At 46.2% G+C, this 17,129-nt stretch carries 13 protein-coding genes; 9 read left to right on the top strand and 4 right to left on the bottom strand.

The window, feature by feature from the left end; all coding sequences use genetic code 11:
• Nucleotides 1-61: 61 nt before the first annotated feature.
• On the bottom strand, nt 62-1,000 hold the full coding sequence (gene lpxM, locus E0D71_RS05355; protein WP_133002290.1) for a lauroyl-Kdo(2)-lipid IV(A) myristoyltransferase: 939 nt from the start codon (nt 998-1,000) through the stop codon (nt 62-64).
• Nucleotides 1,001-1,402: 402 nt separating this feature from the next.
• Between lpxM and E0D71_RS05350 the strand changes: the two genes are divergently transcribed.
• Nucleotides 1,403-2,812: a diguanylate cyclase gene (locus tag E0D71_RS05350; RefSeq protein WP_133002289.1), complete on the top strand. Its 1,410-nt coding sequence runs from the start codon at nt 1,403-1,405 to the stop codon at nt 2,810-2,812.
• Nucleotides 2,813-2,857: 45 nt separating this feature from the next.
• Here the strand turns inward: E0D71_RS05350 and E0D71_RS05345 are convergent, their stop codons facing one another.
• Nucleotides 2,858-3,211 (bottom strand): hypothetical protein, encoded by a 354-nt coding sequence (locus E0D71_RS05345; protein WP_243711941.1) that lies wholly within the window; start codon nt 3,209-3,211, stop codon nt 2,858-2,860.
• A gap of 160 nt (nt 3,212-3,371) precedes the next feature.
• On the opposite strand from E0D71_RS05345, the gene E0D71_RS05340 reads away from it, so the two are divergent.
• Genes E0D71_RS05340 through E0D71_RS05325 form a run of 4 tightly spaced genes read left to right on the top strand, consistent with a single transcriptional unit; the run spans nt 3,372 to nt 7,630 of the window.
• Complete coding sequence (locus E0D71_RS05340; protein ID WP_133002288.1) at nt 3,372-4,331, top strand: dihydrodipicolinate synthase family protein; 960 nt, start codon at nt 3,372-3,374, stop codon at nt 4,329-4,331.
• On the top strand, nt 4,322-5,275 hold the full coding sequence (locus E0D71_RS05335; protein WP_133002287.1) for a proline racemase family protein: 954 nt from the start codon (nt 4,322-4,324) through the stop codon (nt 5,273-5,275). The genes E0D71_RS05340 and E0D71_RS05335 overlap by 10 nt, the downstream gene beginning before the upstream one ends.
• Nucleotides 5,276-5,298: 23 nt before the next feature.
• The gene (locus E0D71_RS05330) at nt 5,299-6,561 is read left to right on the top strand and encodes an FAD-dependent oxidoreductase (RefSeq protein ID WP_133002286.1); all 1,263 of its coding nucleotides are present in this window, start codon (nt 5,299-5,301) and stop codon (nt 6,559-6,561) included.
• 52 nt (nt 6,562-6,613) lie between these two features.
• On the top strand, nt 6,614-7,630 hold the full coding sequence (locus E0D71_RS05325; RefSeq protein ID WP_133002285.1) for an Ldh family oxidoreductase: 1,017 nt from the start codon (nt 6,614-6,616) through the stop codon (nt 7,628-7,630).
• Between the two features lie 19 nt (nt 7,631-7,649).
• Here E0D71_RS05325 and E0D71_RS05320 read toward each other — a convergent pair whose 3' ends face one another.
• A complete protein-coding gene (locus E0D71_RS05320; protein WP_133002284.1) occupies nt 7,650-8,318 on the bottom strand; it encodes a GntR family transcriptional regulator in 669 nt (222 codons plus the stop codon).
• Between the two features lie 371 nt (nt 8,319-8,689).
• Between E0D71_RS05320 and E0D71_RS05315 the strand changes: the two genes are divergently transcribed.
• The 3 genes from E0D71_RS05315 to E0D71_RS05305 all read left to right on the top strand — a co-directional run bounded on the left by E0D71_RS05315 (nt 8,690) and on the right by E0D71_RS05305 (nt 13,700).
• On the top strand, nt 8,690-10,153 hold the full coding sequence (locus E0D71_RS05315; protein ID WP_133002283.1) for an NAD-dependent succinate-semialdehyde dehydrogenase: 1,464 nt from the start codon (nt 8,690-8,692) through the stop codon (nt 10,151-10,153).
• A gap of 117 nt (nt 10,154-10,270) precedes the next feature.
• Complete coding sequence (gabT, locus tag E0D71_RS05310; protein WP_133002282.1) at nt 10,271-11,554, top strand: 4-aminobutyrate--2-oxoglutarate transaminase; 1,284 nt, start codon at nt 10,271-10,273, stop codon at nt 11,552-11,554.
• A 292-nt stretch (nt 11,555-11,846) separates the two neighbouring features.
• Nucleotides 11,847-13,700: a DUF3413 domain-containing protein gene (locus E0D71_RS05305; protein ID WP_133002281.1), complete on the top strand. Its 1,854-nt coding sequence runs from the start codon at nt 11,847-11,849 to the stop codon at nt 13,698-13,700.
• A gap of 34 nt (nt 13,701-13,734) precedes the next feature.
• Here the strand turns inward: E0D71_RS05305 and E0D71_RS05300 are convergent, their stop codons facing one another.
• A complete protein-coding gene (locus E0D71_RS05300) occupies nt 13,735-14,673 on the bottom strand; it encodes a LysR family transcriptional regulator (RefSeq protein WP_133002280.1) in 939 nt (312 codons plus the stop codon).
• A gap of 430 nt (nt 14,674-15,103) precedes the next feature.
• On the opposite strand from E0D71_RS05300, the gene E0D71_RS05295 reads away from it, so the two are divergent.
• A complete protein-coding gene (locus E0D71_RS05295) occupies nt 15,104-16,993 on the top strand; it encodes a methyl-accepting chemotaxis protein (RefSeq protein ID WP_133002279.1) in 1,890 nt (629 codons plus the stop codon).
• The last annotated feature ends 136 nt before the right edge of the window (nt 16,994-17,129 follow it).

Genomic DNA, 17,129 nt, shown 5'->3' with positions numbered 1-17,129 from the left:
AAACCGCTTCTACAACAACATCATATTTTACGTTTCGTTTTTGAGTGTCGTCTCTTTGACGTTAATAAAGCTTGCTGCCGTCTGGGCGACTGCGCAGCAAATTTAAAATCCACATGTATTGTTCAGGATGCTCTGCAATCAGCGTTTCCATGGCTTGGTTCATGGCAATGGCGTCTTGCTCTTCATCCCCTGTCGGGAAGTTTTCTAACGCCGGTAAAATAAACAACTCATACTTACCGTTTTTAGCGTTATAGGTCGGCAACATAGGCACCACAACCCCCTTTGTCAGCTTGGCAAATTTGCCTAAACCTTTCATGGTGGCTTTGGTTTCACCGAAAAAGGGAACAAAGACAGAATGCTGCGGCCCTAGATCTTCATCCGGCAAATAATAGCCTAGATAACCCTCTTTGACGGATTTTAGAAAAGGCTTAATACCGGCTGATCGTGGGTAAATTTTGCCACCAAATTGCATGCGCTGTTTGTGAATCAACCAATCGACAATTTCTTTTTTCTGCGGCTTCATCATGGTTGAGACTTGATAGCCCTTAGCCGCAATCATCACAGCGGCGTAATCAATTGCCCAACAGTGAGGAACCAAGGCAATGATCTTTTCGCCACGGTCTAATAATGGCAACAAATTCTCTGCGCCTATCATGACGCCTTTGGCTTGGTTGTGCTTTTTGCTGCGTACTAGCAAACCAGCATAGCCAAGAAAAAACTGCACGGCGGTTTCAAAGCAACGTGTCAAAATGTCTTCACGCTCTTCTAGTGACTTTTCTGGAAAGCAGTGTTGTAGGTTTAGGCGCGCGCGCTTTAACGCGCTGTTGTTCCGCTTCACCAAGAGGTGCGCGATCTTCGCGCCAACCTTATCTCGTATCCGAAAGGGAACAAACGCAATCAAGGCTGCAAAAAAAAGACCGAGCCAAGTCAACCAGTGTTGAGGAAGAAGAAAGCGCCACTTGAACGTAGGATTATGTAAATGTTTGTCTGTTGTGCTCATCTTGACCAATATCTTGCCTGAATGAAATAAGCCCACATAGTACATCAAGGCGAATTAGCCTCAAAATAACCACACGATTTAAATCAGAAAATAACCCGTGAAAACAAACTATTTACCCTTTTTCACTCTCTTATTTCGCACGACTAACATCCATCATGGTTTTATAACCTATGCTCAAAAGGCTGCGTTCTCACAGTTTCGCTCTGTTTTTACTTCCAAATCCTCACACCCACTTACAAATTTATGACAATTAAATACCGGAAAAAGCGCCATACTGCATTCTTTCGCTAATCGTTTACTGTATATTTACTAAGCGATTTGTTGTTCCAATTCCCCCCTCCGTCCAATGAACAAGCGGCGAGATACAGCAATTGGAAAGGTTTTACGAGCGAGCATGACATAATGACATTAGCAGAGAAGAATCAAGTAGCGCAGCTAGAAAACTTGCTGAAGTTTGCGCCTATGGCGGTCGCTGTATTCGACACCGCATCAACGCAAACCCTATTGCTTAATAACACCTTCCAAACGTTATTTGGTTACACTCTAACGGACATTCCTGACCTCGCTACCTGGTACGATAAATCCTTACCGCTTTCTGAAGCCAATGAACAAAACGTGGAGCCGTGGTTAACACGGATCGAAGAGGGCGCATCACCAAATCTGCCGCCTTCCAGCATAGAAACAAGTCTAGGAAGCAAAGACGGCAGCGTTCGACAAGTTTGTATATCTTTGACCCTATTTGAAGGGAAAAAGTTTTTTTACGTGAACGACATAACCGATCATTTGATCATTGAGCAACGCCTGCAAGTACGCAGTGATATGCTGGAAATGGTCGCCAAAAGCTCCTCTCTGAAAGACGTACTGACGGTTATTGTTCAACAAGTACAACGAGAAAGCCCCCCATCGCTGTGCAGCGTTTTATTGTTCGACAAACAAGAACAGCGCTTATTATTGGGAGCGGCACCAAACCTTCCAGGCTTTTACAATCAAGCAATACACGGCATCCATGTGGGACCTAACATCGGCTCTTGTGGGGCTGCGGCCTACCATAACCAACGCGTCATAGTAGAAGACATAGACACTCACACTAACTGGCAAGCGTTTACTGAATTAACACAAAAAGCAGGGCTCACCTCTTGCTGGTCAGACCCCATCAGAGACGCTGACGGCACGCTGCTCGGCACCTTCGCCATTTACAACAGCCCGTCGCCCACACCAACACAAAAAGACATTGAGCAAATTCAATTCGCCAGTAACCTTGCCAGCATTGCCATTGAAAACCACAACGCTCATCAAGAACTGGAACGCCGAGCTTATTTTGATTATCTAACGGGGCTCGCCAACCGCCGCTCCTTTTTTGAACTCAGTAGTAACCTGCTCAAACAAGCAAGCGCCTTAAAGGAAAATTGCGCGCTGCTCATGATGGACGTCGACCATTTCAAAAAAATTAACGATATTCATGGCCACGATCTCGGCGACCTAGTATTAAAACATCTGGCTAAAAACAGCCTCGCTAACCTGCCTGAAGGCGCCATTATGGGCCGTATCGGCGGTGAAGAGTTCGCTATTTTACTGCCCGACACAGACCGAGTTTCCACCTTAGAAGTGGCAGAATCCCTGCGTGAATCCCTGTCTGCAGAAGGCCTAACAAGCCACGATAAACAAACGATTTACTATACCGTTTCGCTCGGAGTTACCTTCAGCTTTGGGCTGCATTGCTACACAGATGAATTACTGCGAGAAGCGGACACAGCGCTTTATAAAGCGAAACAGACAGGGCGAAATCGCGTCTGCATGTTCAACGGCTGTTAGGGGCTTCTTCTCGCCTTATCGCCAGCCTCAACTCTGATTCAGCCACTAGCTCACATAAACAATATGTTGCTCGTTATCGTAGCTAAAATTGAGCGTTATCTGAATTTGAGTTTCTTCAATATGCAGCTTAGCAACGAGATTAGAAGTGCCTATTTCGGCTTTATTCGCCAGCGCTGATAACTGCTTTACTAACATGGCCCAGGCCAACTCATCCCTTGAATCATCCATGCCAACGATGGATGTAGAGGCCGTCCGCAAGCTGCGAAAATAGGCCAACGAATTCGCTTTAATATCAAATTTATCGCCACTACCTGTTTCTACATAGCTCAGCCCACAGTGGGAAAGATGTTGTTTTAAATACATTTTCCACTGCTGCATAAACTGCTCTAAATAAGACAATACCTTCTCTCCTAATTCAATCTGTCTCTATTCGGCTATAAAATTTTCCATTCATTATAACTTTATAGCGTTGACTGTTTTTTACTCAAAATATATTTTGTATCCAATATCCAATTGTGAGATAACAAGAAACACAAACCAACAACAAGAGGCGCGGACAATGAACAAATCTGTTTTTAACGGCGTAATGCCTGCACTCATGACACCATGTAAAGCCGATCGCACACCAGACTTCGACAACTTGGTGAAGAAGGGCAAAGAGATGATCGCGGCAGGGATGTCTGCCGTGGTGTATTGCGGCTCTATGGGTGATTGGCCCTTGCTAACAGACGCTGAGCGCATGGAAGGCGTTGAACGCTTGGTGAATGCAGGTATTCCGGTTGTTGTTGGGACGGGGGCCATTAATACAAAATCTGCTGTGGCGCTGGCCGCTCATGCCGAAAAAGTAGGCGCCGCCGGGTTAATGGTCATTCCTCGTGTGCTGTCTCGCGGTTCCGTCATCAGCGCACAAAAACATCATTTTAAAGCCATTCTGAGCGCCGCACCTTCTATTCCTGCGATCATTTACAACAGCCCTGTGTATGGCTTTGAAACTCGCGCTGACCTATTTTTTGAGTTGCGCTCTGAACACACGAATCTGATCGGCTTTAAAGAGTTTGGCAGCAAAGAAGCCATGCGTTATGCAGCCGAAAATATCACCTCTAAAGACGATGACGTTTTATTAATGGTGGGAGTCGATACCGCTGTTTATCATGGTTTTGTGAAATGCGGTGCGGTTGGTGCCATTACCGGAATAGGAACCGCTTTGCCCAAAGAAGTGCTGTTGCTGGCTGAGTTGTCCAAACGCGCCGCTGCTGGCAACGCAGAAGCTCGAATACGCGCTCAAGAATTAGAAGAAGGCATGTCTGTATTAGCCAGTTTTGATGAAGGCCCTGAATTGGTGTTGTTCTTCAAATACCTCTTGGTATTAAATGGAGAACAAGAGTATCACTTACATTTTAACGAAACAGATGAACTAAACGCCGCCCAACGGACTTATTGTGAACAGCAGTATGCTTTGTTTAAAGCCTGGTTTGCGGATTGGTTTAAACAAGGTGGAGTCATTACAGAATGTTGGTAATCGATAGTCATACAGAAGGTGAACCTACCCGAGTCATTTTAGAAGGCGGCCCAGACCTTGGTTCTGGCCCCTTATCTGAACGTGCTGCACGACTAGCAAACGACTTCACCGACTTCTACCGCTCCGTGGTCACCGAGCCTTATGGTCAAGAGGCGATGGTCGGTGCTCTGTTAGTTGAACCGACTGACCCAGATTGCGTAGCGGGCGTCATTTTCTTTGATGCTGCTGCGGTCATTGGCATGTGTGGACACGGCACCATTGGCGTAGCCGCGACCCTAGCGCACATGGGTAAAATCGGTATCGGCTCCCACAAAATTGAAACCCCCGTTGGTATTGTTAACGTGACGTTAAGTGATAAAAACACCGTCACGGTAAAGAATATCGACAGCTATCGTGCCCAGAAAGCAGTAACAGTTGATGTAACTAACCTTGGAAAGGTAACAGGTGATATTGCCTACGGTGGCAACTGGTTTTTTATCATCAATGACAGCCCAATCCCTGTTATTCCTAGTAATATCAGGGAGTTAACAGAAGCAGGCATTCGTGTCCGAGACGCCATTTATGGGGCTGGAATAGAAGGTGCGCATGCTGGTGTGATCGATCACATTATTTTCTATGGTCCGGCGCAAACAGCGACACACCACTCTCGCAATTTCGTCCTATGCCCCGACAATGCCTACGACCGCTCACCTTGCGGTACTGGCAGTTCGGCGCGTTTGGCCTGTTTGGCGGCGGATGGTTTGCTGCAAGCGGGTGAGGAGATTTATCAGGAGAGCATTATCGGCAGTGCTTACACCTTAAGCTATCAACACTCTCATGGTCCCAATGCGCCTATGGGAGCCGTGATTCCTTCTATTACGGGACAGGCGTTTATCACTCGCGAAGCGACCCTCGTCAGCAACCCTAATGACCCATTGCGTCATGGGGTGAGATTCGCTGAGTAGCTCATCATTATTAAGGAGTGCTCTTGAGCCATTCACATGTTCAAGATGTTATCGTGATCGGTGCCGGTATTATCGGCATCAGTATTGCGTTAAAACTGCAATCAGAAGGTCGGCAAGTGCTGGTACTTGATCGTAGCGGCGTGGCAGCGGAAACCTCAGCAGGAAATGCTGGCGCCTTTGCCTTTGCTGATGTCATTCCTTTGGCAACGCCTGGTATTATCCGCAAGGCACCAAAATGGCTACTGGACCCATTGGGGCCTCTGTCTCTGCGTCCTGCTTATGCACTGAAAATCCTACCATGGATGTGGCGTTTTTGGCGCGCCAGTTCCGCAACGAAATACCACTCAGCATTGACCGCTCAAGCCAGCTTAATGACATTGTCAAAAGCCGCTCTTGAGCGTCAGATACAAGCAACTCATGGCGACGCGCTGATTCGCCATGAAGGCCAACTGCAACTGTATGAAGGTGAAGCCGAGTTCAACGCCAGTCTTGCAAGCTGGCAAACCCGCAAAGAACATGGGGTCGCCTTCGAGCTTTTAGACAACCCTGAAGCCATCGCAAAAATCCAACCCGGCATTCACCCTAGATTTACTCACGCAGGCTTCACGTCTGAATGGAAGAATGTGGTGGACCCAGCCTTATGGACTCAACACCTTGCGACAGCGTTCAATAAAAAGGGCGGTAAAATAGCCGTTTCCACAGTGCGCGCTATAGAGATCAAAGAGGATCATGTGCTGCTAAAGGGCGACACGGCCGACTATCAATGTCATCAGCTTGTGGTCGCAACCGGTGCTTGGTCAAAAACATTAGCGCAATCAATAGGGGACAATTTACCGCTTGATACAGAACGAGGGTACAACACAACCTTTTCAAGCAGTGAATTTGACCTAAAAACCCATCTTACCTTTAGTAATCATGGCTTTGTGGTCACAAAAATAGGTAAGGGAATTCGCGTTGGAGGTGCTGTAGAGCTCGCGGGGCTACAGTTAAAACCGAACTTTCAGCGCGCCGATGTACTACTCAAGAAAGCCGCGGCGTTCCTGCCCACATTAGACATTAGCGCAGGTAAGCAATGGATGGGCTTTCGTCCCTCGATGCCTGACAGCTTGCCAGTCATCGATTATTCAAGTAATTCTAAGCGCGTTGTGTATGCGTTTGGACACGGTCATTTAGGGCTAACTCAATCCGCAGGCACCGCCGAACTGGTGGCGACATTACTCTCAGGGGAGACACCCAGTATTGCCATGGCGCCCTATTCAGTAGAACGCTTTAAAACATGGTTTTAAGCTTCTCTATAATGTCGATTCAACGGGACAATCCACAATAGAAGGAAAAAACATGAGTGACAATATCATCCTGAGTTTGGCGCAAGCGCGCGAGCTCAGCGAAAGTATTCTAATGGACAACGGATTCAGCGAAGATCACGCCAAGTCCATCACGGATGTGATTCTGGCTTGTCAGCAAGACGACTGCCATTCTCATGGTTTGTTCCGCCTTCTCATGTGCACGCAAAGTATGAAATTTGGTCGTATTAACGGCTCAGCCAAGCCCGCTATTGTGGATGCGGCGCCTTCTGTTGTGAAAGCCGACGCCAACGGAGGCATCTCATTATTGGCAATGGATGCCGCCTTACCTTTATTAATTGAGAAGACCAAAAAGAATGGCATTGCCGCGTTGGCCATTAACCGCTGTTTCCATTTTTCTGCGTTGTGGCCAGAGGTTGAGAAGCTCTCTGCCGCAGGTTTGGCAGGCTTAGCCATGGTGCCGAGCCACGCTTGGGTTGCGCCAGCGGGTGGTTCACGAGGCACGCTTGGCACCAACCCTTTGGCCTTTAGCTGGCCACGCCAAGGGCAACATCCGTTCACGTTTGACTTTGCCACTAGCCAATTCGCTCGGGGTGAAATAGAGCTTTATCGCCGCGCCGGCAAACCACTCCCAGAGGGCGTAGCCATTGATAAAGAAGGTCAGCCAACGACCGATGCCGAAGCCGCTATGGGGGGCGCTATGCTGACATTTGGAAATTATAAAGGCTCTGCACTGTCGATTATGATCGAGTTGCTCGCCGGCCCTTTAATTGATGATTTAACCAGTAAAGAAAGTATGGAAGCCGCCAACGGACAGCCTGAAGCGCCTTACCATGGGGAAATTATTATTGCCTTTGATCCTAACCTATTGAGCGGTGGCAAGGCGGCCGCTAACAACGATAGAGCAGAGCGCTTATTTGCGGATATTATTGATCAAGGTGCTCGCTTGCCTTCCCAGCGTCGTTATCAGGCTCGTGAGCGTAACCTTGCTCGTGACGCCGTAGAAATCCCTCAAACTCTGTACAACGACCTATTGGCGTTACGTAAATAATCTCTTATAAAACAGAAGACTAAGCGCGGGTTTCGGCGATTAACTCCAATACCTGACGCTTAGTATCTTCTATATGAGAACGCAGTTTTTCCGCAGCAGAGTCGATGTCTCTCTGGCGCGCAAACGTCAATAACGCTCGGTGATCTTGTTGGGCACTGTCTGATTTTTTCAACTGATCGATGTGCATACTGACGTAGCGATTCGCCTGCAAGCTCACCCGTGCTAATAAATTGGTGGTTAATTCTCGGCCTGCCGCTTCATACAATGCAGCGTGGTATCGAGCATTGAGCGGGCCCCAGTCTGCCACATGACCGTCTCGATACGAGGTTTCCATTTCTTCTAGGATGGCTTCGCATTCGGCAAAATGTACGTCTTGCATTAGCGGGATAGCGCGCTTAAAAAGGTCCACTTCGAGTAGCGTTCGAACATCAAAGATCTCACGAATTTCTTCCAACGTATGTGTCGTTACTGTGGCGCCACGGTTGTTAATAAACACCACTAGACCTTCTGCGTCCAAGCGGCGCAGCGCCTCACGAACAGGCATTCGCGATACATCGTATTCTTCAGCAAGCACTTCTTGGCGAATCAGTTCTCCCTCAGCAAGGTCACCTGATAAAATACGCTGTCGAAGATCTGCAACAATAACATCCGGTAAGCTTTGACGGACAACCGCTCGATTCTGAGCCAATATTCTTTCCTCTTTAAAATCTCTGTGCAGCACGTTAAACACACACAATCGCCTCTATTATACGCAAAAGTTCGTGCAAAGAAGGGCTAAAGTTTTTCTGGCCTTAGCGTATTCTTCACCTTTTACGTGCCTTTATCTCATTCAGGGATAGACTGAAAGAAAAGGGCTACCTTTTAGTAAAAAGCCATCAAGAACAAAGAAGATGGCAACAGCAAATTGTGCTTTCGCGCGAATGTTTGAGAAACTTCAAACATTGCATTGATAGCTTTTCATTTTTCTATCCCAATGCTTTATCTACTATCGAAGAACGCGGTTATTTCTACCTTAACGGCACTTTACAACGATTCTCCCAAGTGAGTTTGGAGTTATTTATGTCAGTACAGTTAACACAGCCAGCCCTCCTTAAAAGCCACTCTTATATTGGTGGTGAATGGGTATCTTCCGCATCAGGAAAAACCTTTGCGATTATCAACCCATCGAATGGCGAACACCTAATCGATGTGCAAGATTTAGGTGCGCAAGAGACAACGCAAGCGGTTGATGCCGCTGCCATTGCTCAAAAAGAGTGGCAATCTCGTACTGCTAAAGAGCGAGCGACATTAATGCGTCGCTGGAATCAGCTGATCTTAGAAAACCAAGATGACCTTGCGGCTCTCATGACTTTAGAACAAGGTAAACCGCTTGCAGAAGCGAAAGGCGAAGTACTTTACGGTGCGTCTTTTATTGATTGGTTCGCAGACGAAGCTCGCCGTCTAAATGGCGACACCATACCAACCTTTGCAAAAGACAAACGCGTGTTAACCATCAAACAGCCAATTGGTGTTGTTGCGGCTATTACGCCTTGGAACTTTCCCATTGCCATGATCACTCGTAAAGCAGGGCCTGCGTTGGCGGCCGGTTGTGCGATTGTGATCAAACCGTCTGATGAAACGCCATTGTGCGCTCTTGCACTCGCTGAATTAGCGCATCAGGCAGGCATTCCTGCTGGCGTATTAAACGTCGTTGTTGGGCGTGATGCTAAAGCCATTGGCGGTGTGTTAACAGGCCATCCTACGGTTCGTAAATTGTCTTTCACGGGTTCCACACCTGTGGGCAAGCTATTGCTTTCTCAATGTGCGCAAACCGTAAAACGTACCTCGATGGAGTTAGGCGGCAACGCACCTTTCATCGTCTTTGATGATGCTGATCTAGACGCGGCAGTGGAAGGCGCTATTGCCTCTAAATATCGCAATGCAGGACAGACCTGTGTTTGTGCGAACCGTTTGTTGATTCAAGAAGGTGTGTACGATGCCTTTGCGGAAAAACTTGCAAAACGTGTGGCCGAATTTAGTACCGGTGATGGCTTCTTAGACGGCGTGACCATTGGCCCACTGATTAATAATGCCGCGGTAGACAAAGTTGAGCAGCTAGTGAGCGGCGCGATCAAACAAGGCGCTAAAGCCATCATTGGCGGCACAAAATCACACGCTGGCGAGCGTTTCTTTGAACCGACTATTTTGACAGGCGTCACCGACGACATGGAGATTTTCTCCAATGAAATCTTCGGTCCAGTCGCGCCCTTGTTCAAATTTAAAACGGAAGAAGAAGCGGTTGCTATGGCTAACAATACCCCATTTGGTTTGGCATCTTATTTCTATTCCCAAAATATTGCTCGTATTTGGCGTGTTTCTGAAGCCTTAGAGTACGGCATGGTAGGCATCAACGAAGGTATTATTTCTAGCGAAGTCGCCCCTTTCGGTGGTGTAAAAGAGTCAGGAAGTGGCCGTGAAGGCTCGTCGTATGGCATCGATGAATATGTTGAAATCAAATACTTGTGCATGGGCGGTTTAGCTTAAGTCGTAGACTTGGCACTACTGACTTAGCACAACAGGTTTACCCATTAAATTAGCAAAAGCGGTGCTTTAGGCACCGCGTTTCCAACATTGAGCATGCTCTAAAAGGTGAAAAACAAAATGAACAACGCTGACCTACAAAAACGTAAAGAAAGTGCAATCGCTCGTGGCCAAGGCAACATGGCTCCTGTTTATGTTGACCGCGCTCTAAACTCAGAAATCTGGGATGTTGAAGGCAAACGCCACATTGATTTCGGCGCCGGTATTGCCGTCGTCAACACCGGTCATAACCACCCAAAAGTCAAAGCGGCCGTACAGGCTCAGCTTGAGCGCTTCACTCACACTTGCGTGATGGTCAGCCCATATGAATCTGCTGTCGCTTTGGCGGAAAAGCTAAATGCGGCGGCACCAGGTAATACTCCGAAAAAGTCCATCTTTGTCACTACCGGTGCTGAAGCGGTTGAAAACTGTGTGAAAATCGCCCGCGCTTACACGGGTCGCCCAGGTGTTATTGCCTTTAACGGTGGTTTCCACGGACGTACTAATATGACCATGGGATTAACGGGCAAAGTCAATCCATACAAAATTGGCTTTGGTCCTTTCCCAAGTGATATTTACCATATTCCTTATCCAAACGAATACCTTGGCATTACTGAAGAGCAAGCACTTGCTGACCTCCAAATGCGCTTCACTTGTGACATTGAGCCATCTCGCGTTGCGGCTATCATCATTGAGCCAGTACAAGGCGAGGGTGGTTTCTACCAAGCGTCGGCCAACTTCTTGCAAACGCTTCGTAAACTGTGTGACGAGCATGGCATTCTATTGATTATGGATGAAATTCAATCAGGTTTTGCCCGTACTGGCACCATGTTTTGCCACGAACAAGCTGGCATTGAAGCGGATCTGATGACCGCAGCCAAAGGCATCGCCGGCGGTTTCCCTATTGCTGCTGTAGTCGGTAAAGCAGACATCATGGATGCGCCAATTCCAGGAGGTTTAGGCGGAACATACGGCGGTTCTCCTGTCGGTTGTGCTGCAGGTCTTGCGGTGTTTGATGTGATCGAAGAAGAACAGTTGTGTGCCCGTGCAACACAAGTCGGTGCCCACTTTGTCGAGCACCTAAAAGGCCTTCAAGCTGAATACCCACACATTATTGGCGAAGTCCGTAATGCTGGTGCCATGATCGCGGTCGAGTTCGTACACGAGGGTGACGTCAACAAACCTTACCCAGAGCTGGCTAAGAAATTGTCTGCAAAAGCCGCTGAAAATGGCTTAGTACTTTTGTCTTGTGGTATTCGCGGCAACGTTATCCGCTTTTTACCAGCATTGACCATTGAAACTGACATTATCGATGAAGGCATGGCCATCTTTAAACGTTGTTTCACAGAGCTTACTCAAGCCTAATCACGGGTACCTTAACAACCTGTATTTCAAGCAATATGATTACCTCCCTTTCGCCGCAGTGCCCCATAGCACTGCGGTTTTTTTTAGCTTAAAAGACCAATCACACACAAACACATCCTGCGGCTAAATGTTGTCAACGTCTTCTATAAAACGCTTAATCTGAGCCTAAATTCCTTTTCTTCTTCACATAAAAACCGCGGCGACAGCCTTTCTAGATGCACACTTATTCAGAAGTTTAAGTCTTTTATCTATGTTATGATTTTGCGAAAATTTACCTAAGAATGATCTTTATATGACAGTTATCAATTACCAACCTAAAAAGACATTACGCTGGAGTCTAAAAATGAGCAGCGTGGTGCTGCTGATTATTTATGCTATTGGAACGCGTTATTACACCAATGTCCCCTTACCAAGTGACTTCTTAGGGTACAGTTATTTTATTTCTGCTTATCTTGGGCATTTCGGCTTTCTTGCCATTCTCGCTTGGTTATTCATCGCACTGCCCATTAGCTTAATCATTCCCAATCAATGGCTTGCGCGAGCCTTAATTACACTGGCAGCCATTTCCATTGTGGTTTTAGTCTTGCTCGATACCTTTGTTTTCCAGCAATATCATTACCATTTGAATTCATTCGTTTGGGCACTGGTTGTCAATAACGGCAAAAACGATATTTTTACCTTCTCCGTGATGATGCAAAGTATTGCGGTGGCCGCCATTGCGATTATTTTAATTGTGATGTTTTGGATCAATCGCACCCTGTGGCGCTATAACAGCAAGCCTGTGCCAGCCAAAAGAACCATGGCGGGCATTATCTTTGTGTATTTGATCGCTAACTTTATTCATATTTGGGCCGCCGCTCAAAACCTACAAGGTGTCACTCGATACGACGCTGGGCTGCCTATTTTTTACCCTGCCACAGCCAATGGCTTTATGAGCCGACACGGCTGGATTGACCGTGAAGCTCAAAAAGCCAATGCGGCTATTAAGATAAAAAGTAATCAATCTACGATTAACTACCCGCTAAAACCCTTGACCATTATTCCGCCGACACAGCCGATGAACATTCTTATCGTCGCTTTAGATTGTTGGCGCAGTGATGACATGAATGCGCGCAACACCCCAAATATGTGGGCAATGGCGCAACAATCTACCGTGTACGAACATCATTTCAGTGGTGGGAATGCGACTCAGACTGGGATTTTCTCGCTTTTCTATGGACTACCAGGCAAGTATTGGAATGCCATGTTAGGCAACAAAAAAGCACCAGCTCTTATGGAAGTCATGAAACAGCAAGGTTATGAATTTGGTATTTTTGGCAGTGCAGGCTTAACCAGCCCGGCTTTCAACGAGACGGTGTTTCGTAACGTAGATAACTTGCGATTGTATTCAGAAGGGAATTCGCCAATTTCTCGAGACACGAAAACAACCCAAGATTACCTAGCGTGGATGCAGCAGCATCAAACGAATAAACCCAACACGCCATTCTTCAGCTTTATCTTCTACGATGCGCCTCATGGCTATTCAGTCGATAAAAGTCAGCCGATGCCTTTCCAACCAGACGAAGACATGGACTACCTGACACTCACCAATAACACCGATCCTACGCCGTACCACAATCGCTACCGTAACGCCGTTTACCAGGATGACATGTTAGTTGGCAAGGTGATGGACGACCTTAAAAAGCGCGGTCTATTAGACAATACCATTGTGGTTTTCACTGGCGATCATGGCCAAGAATTTAACGACAATAAACACAATTTCTGGGGGCATTCTAGTAACTTTACGGCGGCACAAACCCATGTTCCTTTCATTATGTATTGGCCAAACAAACCAGCCAAAACCGTCGAAAAAACAACGACGCATTTTGAATTAGCGCCCACACTCCTTAAACACGCTCTGGGAGTAACCAATGACGAGAAAGATTATTCAATGGGCAATGACTTAATCGACGTGCAGCCCAAACCGTGGCGCTTAGTCAGCAGTTATCATAATTTCGCCATCATAGATAACGAGCAAATTATTCTGTCGGACTACAACAGTAAGCTGCAAGTGTATGACATGCATATGAATAAAATTGAAAAGCCCACATTGAACTATGACCATATGGCAGAAGCAATGAACGAGCTAAGCCGCTTCTACAAATAGCAGCGGCTTAATAAGAAACCGTGCTGCGTCTTAGCTAATAAGGCGCAGCGCTCAGCTCTTGAAAGGTTTGTGTGAGAAGGTTAAGAAACAGTTCTTGCGGCTTATTAGGTTGAGAAGACTTCTTACAAATCACCGCCACTCCTAAGGTATAAGAGCGATGCTTTTCTGCCACTTTCACTATTTTGCCTTGCTCAACATAAGGTTGGCCGTACAACTCAGGCAAAAATCCAATGTATTTACCAGATAAGATCAGTGCCAAACGGCTGTCGTAAAAATAAGACACCGCGGTCATGTTCATTCTTGCGATTTGATTGCTGATCGCTTCATGGGGTTTCAAGCCAGCATGAGTCGCTGGATAGAGGTCAGCGGTGCTGTCTTGCTCTTGTTCCGACATGCCTGCCAACAGGTGCTCGCTGCCACAATACAAATAACACACATCACTATAGAGGTGGATATACTCCAAACCTTCTAGTTTACGGTGGTAAGGTATAAAACCTATGTCTGCCTCATCGTTCAATATCATGCGCTCAATATTCGACATAGACGCGACATTCGTGGTGATAGAAACTTCTGGAGCTTCGTTAGAAAAACGTTGAATCAGCTCAGGAAAATGACTGCGTGGGTCTAAGCTCACCTTATCAGACAAGGCGATTCTTAACTTACCAGTAAGGCTGGCATTTAGATTGTTTACCGTGGTTCGAAAGGCGTCCAAAGAATCCAGTAGATTTTCTGTCATTTGATAAATGACAACGCCTTCTTCGGTAAGAGAAAAGCCACCACGACCACGCTTACAAAGCACCAAGTTTAAGCGAGATTCTAAGTTTGAAATATGCAAACTGATGGTTGAACGCCCGATGTTTAACGCCGTTTCGGCCGCCGAAAAACCACCGCAATCCACCACGCTTTTAAACACTTTTAATTGCTTAATCTCATAATCACCAACTTGACCCAGTGAGTAATTTTTTGCGCTCATCGCCTCCCCCTATGTGTACTCACATGCATTTTATTATTTTAGGCCTGTGCAAACCAAACAATAGTTTGGTCGATATGCAGTATGACTATAATACGACGAGCACAGATCGCACATAATAAATGATCGTCGCAATTTAGTTCGTTGATTCTCTAACTTTACATTGATTTATCCGACTTTCATCCCTCTTTCTGCTTCTTTAAGGTAAGAAGCGTCGGTTACCACAGCAAAACTGTCTTCATAATGACGTTTTATGCATTCAGGATGATTCGTATCCGCTTGGTTAACCCCTGAAATAAAGCGTCGAATTTTGGCCTTTCATTTCATTCTTCCAGCACGTTATTTTGGCCTGTTTGTCTTGCTTGATAAACAGGCTTTTTTTGTCATTTTGATTGCTTCCCTTCTTTTCAGAAAGGGTCTAAAGGAGGTTGATATGTCCATTACGTTATCCGTTCGTCAGAAACTCATTGCTATTGTTGTTTTAGTCTGTATTGGGTACGCGGGGTTTGGCGCTTACTCCATTTATAACTTGTCGCAAATGTCGAATGCGTCCGATGAGGCCACCGAGCTGAGCAGGTTAACCAATGAAGTTAAAGACGTTGAAATTGCTTTACTAAAATTTGAACGAGAAATGGCAACGATCTCACCTGATAATGTTGATGCTATCAGCCAAACATTAGTAAAGATAAAAAATGAGACCGCCGCTGGATTGAACATCAGAGCAGATTTACTGGATACCGAAGGCAAGACGCTATTAGAGAATAGCCAAACCTTACAGCCTAATTATTTATTAGCACTTGAAAGTCACCTGCAAAGTTTAATCACCCTTGGGCTAAGCGGCGAAACGGGCGCACTGGGCCGATTAAATCAATCCGCACAAGATTTGGCAGAGCAACTCAAATCGTTAGCCAGTTTTGCTTCTAGCTTTAAAGAGGTAAGAGCGAGAGAAAAAGATTTTCTAGCTTACAGCGATCCTGAACACCAAGCCGCTTTACAATCTGCTATTCAGGCTCTCAAAAATAATGTCGATAATGTAGGCTTTGGCGATGTATTTGGCCCGAAGATTCAAACCTATGAGGATGCATTGGCGCCTGTTATTGGACTGTCTACTACCTTAAAGAAACAACAAAGCAAACTCGCATCATTAAGTAATCAATACACTCACTCTATGGATAAGAGTGCCAACTATTTACAAAATACTCTGCTGGCTCAGGCGCAAATACGTTCATTAGAAACAGCCAAACAAGCGCGCAGCTCTTTAGTGATCGCTTGTGTCTTACTTGCTCTAGTTATTGGTCTTATTTTATCGACGGTGATCCGCTCTTTAAACCGCAATCTAAAAGCCGTGTTAGCGATATTAAAAGAAGTCGCGCAAGGTAGACTTCATTCCCGTCAACAAAGCCAAGACTCAGATAACCCCGATGAGTTCCAGCAGCTGTTCATTGCCTCAAACCAAATGTCTGATAGCTTACGCTTGTTGATTAGTCATTTAATAAACAGTAACGAAAAACTGGTACTAACGGCCGATGAGCTGGACAGTGGTATTCAAATTATTGTCAGCGGCAGCGAGCGTATTCGTGATCGGAGTAACACACTGGCCGCCTCGACTGAAGAAATATCCGCCACCGCAGATACCGTACAATCGATGACGCAGAACGTTCAAAGTGCTGCGGAACTGGCTTATGGGTCCGCCACCAGTGGTGTGAATGCAATGCGTGATGCCATGACCAGCATCAGCGATGTAGCAGACACAATTCAAGATACCAATGAGCGAGTCGCTCGCCTTGGTACTCTGTCTAAAGAAATAGATGTGGTTATCGAGCTTATAGTCGGTGTCGCAGAGCAAACGAGTTTGTTAGCACTTAATGCCGCAATAGAAGCGGCTCGAGCAGGGGAAGCTGGGCGAGGTTTTGCCGTCGTGGCAGACGAAGTTAAAACACTGTCTGAGCAAACAGTGAAGGCATCAGGAAGTATTACAGAGAAAGTCGAAAACATTCAGAAAGAAACTCAAGCGGTGATTGATGCCATGACGCTGAGCCTAAGTAAGGTTGGGCGCAGTAAAGAGCAAGGCGAAAACGCAGTGAAAATTATCCACCTAGTTGAGCAAAACACCCTAGAAGCGATGAACAATACGCAAGAAATTACCCAAGCGATAAAAGAGGTCGCGTTGACGACGGCGCAAATGGCACAAGACATGGACATCATTGCTCATGATATTAAAGACAACCATGTCGCAACTCAATCCATCCAAACGGCCAATAAAAATGTTCACCATCAAACCAAAAGATTAGACAACCAAATACAAGGCTTTGACATCACTTAGCGATCAAAATCTTGCAGAAGGGCTTCTATGAAAACCCATAAAGCCCTAATTTGGTGCGAGAATAAAATGCAGATAAAAGACTCGAAAGAATATTAAAAAAAGCAAAAAAAATGCACGTTTTCAACACCATAGATCA

The organism is Marinomonas sp. KMM3893, from assembly GCF_004352855.1.
GTDB classification, from domain to species: domain Bacteria; phylum Pseudomonadota; class Gammaproteobacteria; order Pseudomonadales; family Marinomonadaceae; genus Marinomonas; species Marinomonas arenicola.
The sequence above is the reverse complement of the archived record's forward strand: the minus strand, read 5'-3'. Positions and strand labels throughout refer to the sequence as shown.

What these genes read in the sequence shown, in the direction of transcription:
- lpxM (WP_133002290.1), bottom strand. Translation starts at nt 1,000, where the DNA reads ATGAGCACAACAGACAAACATTTACATAATCCTACGTTCAAGTGGCGC.
- E0D71_RS05350 (WP_133002289.1), top strand. Translation starts at nt 1,403, where the DNA reads ATGACATTAGCAGAGAAGAATCAAGTAGCGCAGCTAGAAAACTTGCTG.
- E0D71_RS05340 (WP_133002288.1), top strand. Translation starts at nt 3,372, where the DNA reads ATGAACAAATCTGTTTTTAACGGCGTAATGCCTGCACTCATGACACCA.
- E0D71_RS05335 (WP_133002287.1), top strand. Translation starts at nt 4,322, where the DNA reads ATGTTGGTAATCGATAGTCATACAGAAGGTGAACCTACCCGAGTCATT.
- E0D71_RS05325 (WP_133002285.1), top strand. Translation starts at nt 6,614, where the DNA reads ATGAGTGACAATATCATCCTGAGTTTGGCGCAAGCGCGCGAGCTCAGC.
- E0D71_RS05315 (WP_133002283.1), top strand. Translation starts at nt 8,690, where the DNA reads ATGTCAGTACAGTTAACACAGCCAGCCCTCCTTAAAAGCCACTCTTAT.
- gabT (WP_133002282.1), top strand. Translation starts at nt 10,271, where the DNA reads ATGAACAACGCTGACCTACAAAAACGTAAAGAAAGTGCAATCGCTCGT.
- E0D71_RS05305 (WP_133002281.1), top strand. Translation starts at nt 11,847, where the DNA reads ATGACAGTTATCAATTACCAACCTAAAAAGACATTACGCTGGAGTCTA.
- E0D71_RS05300 (WP_133002280.1), bottom strand. Translation starts at nt 14,673, where the DNA reads ATGAGCGCAAAAAATTACTCACTGGGTCAAGTTGGTGATTATGAGATT.
- E0D71_RS05295 (WP_133002279.1), top strand. Translation starts at nt 15,104, where the DNA reads ATGTCCATTACGTTATCCGTTCGTCAGAAACTCATTGCTATTGTTGTT.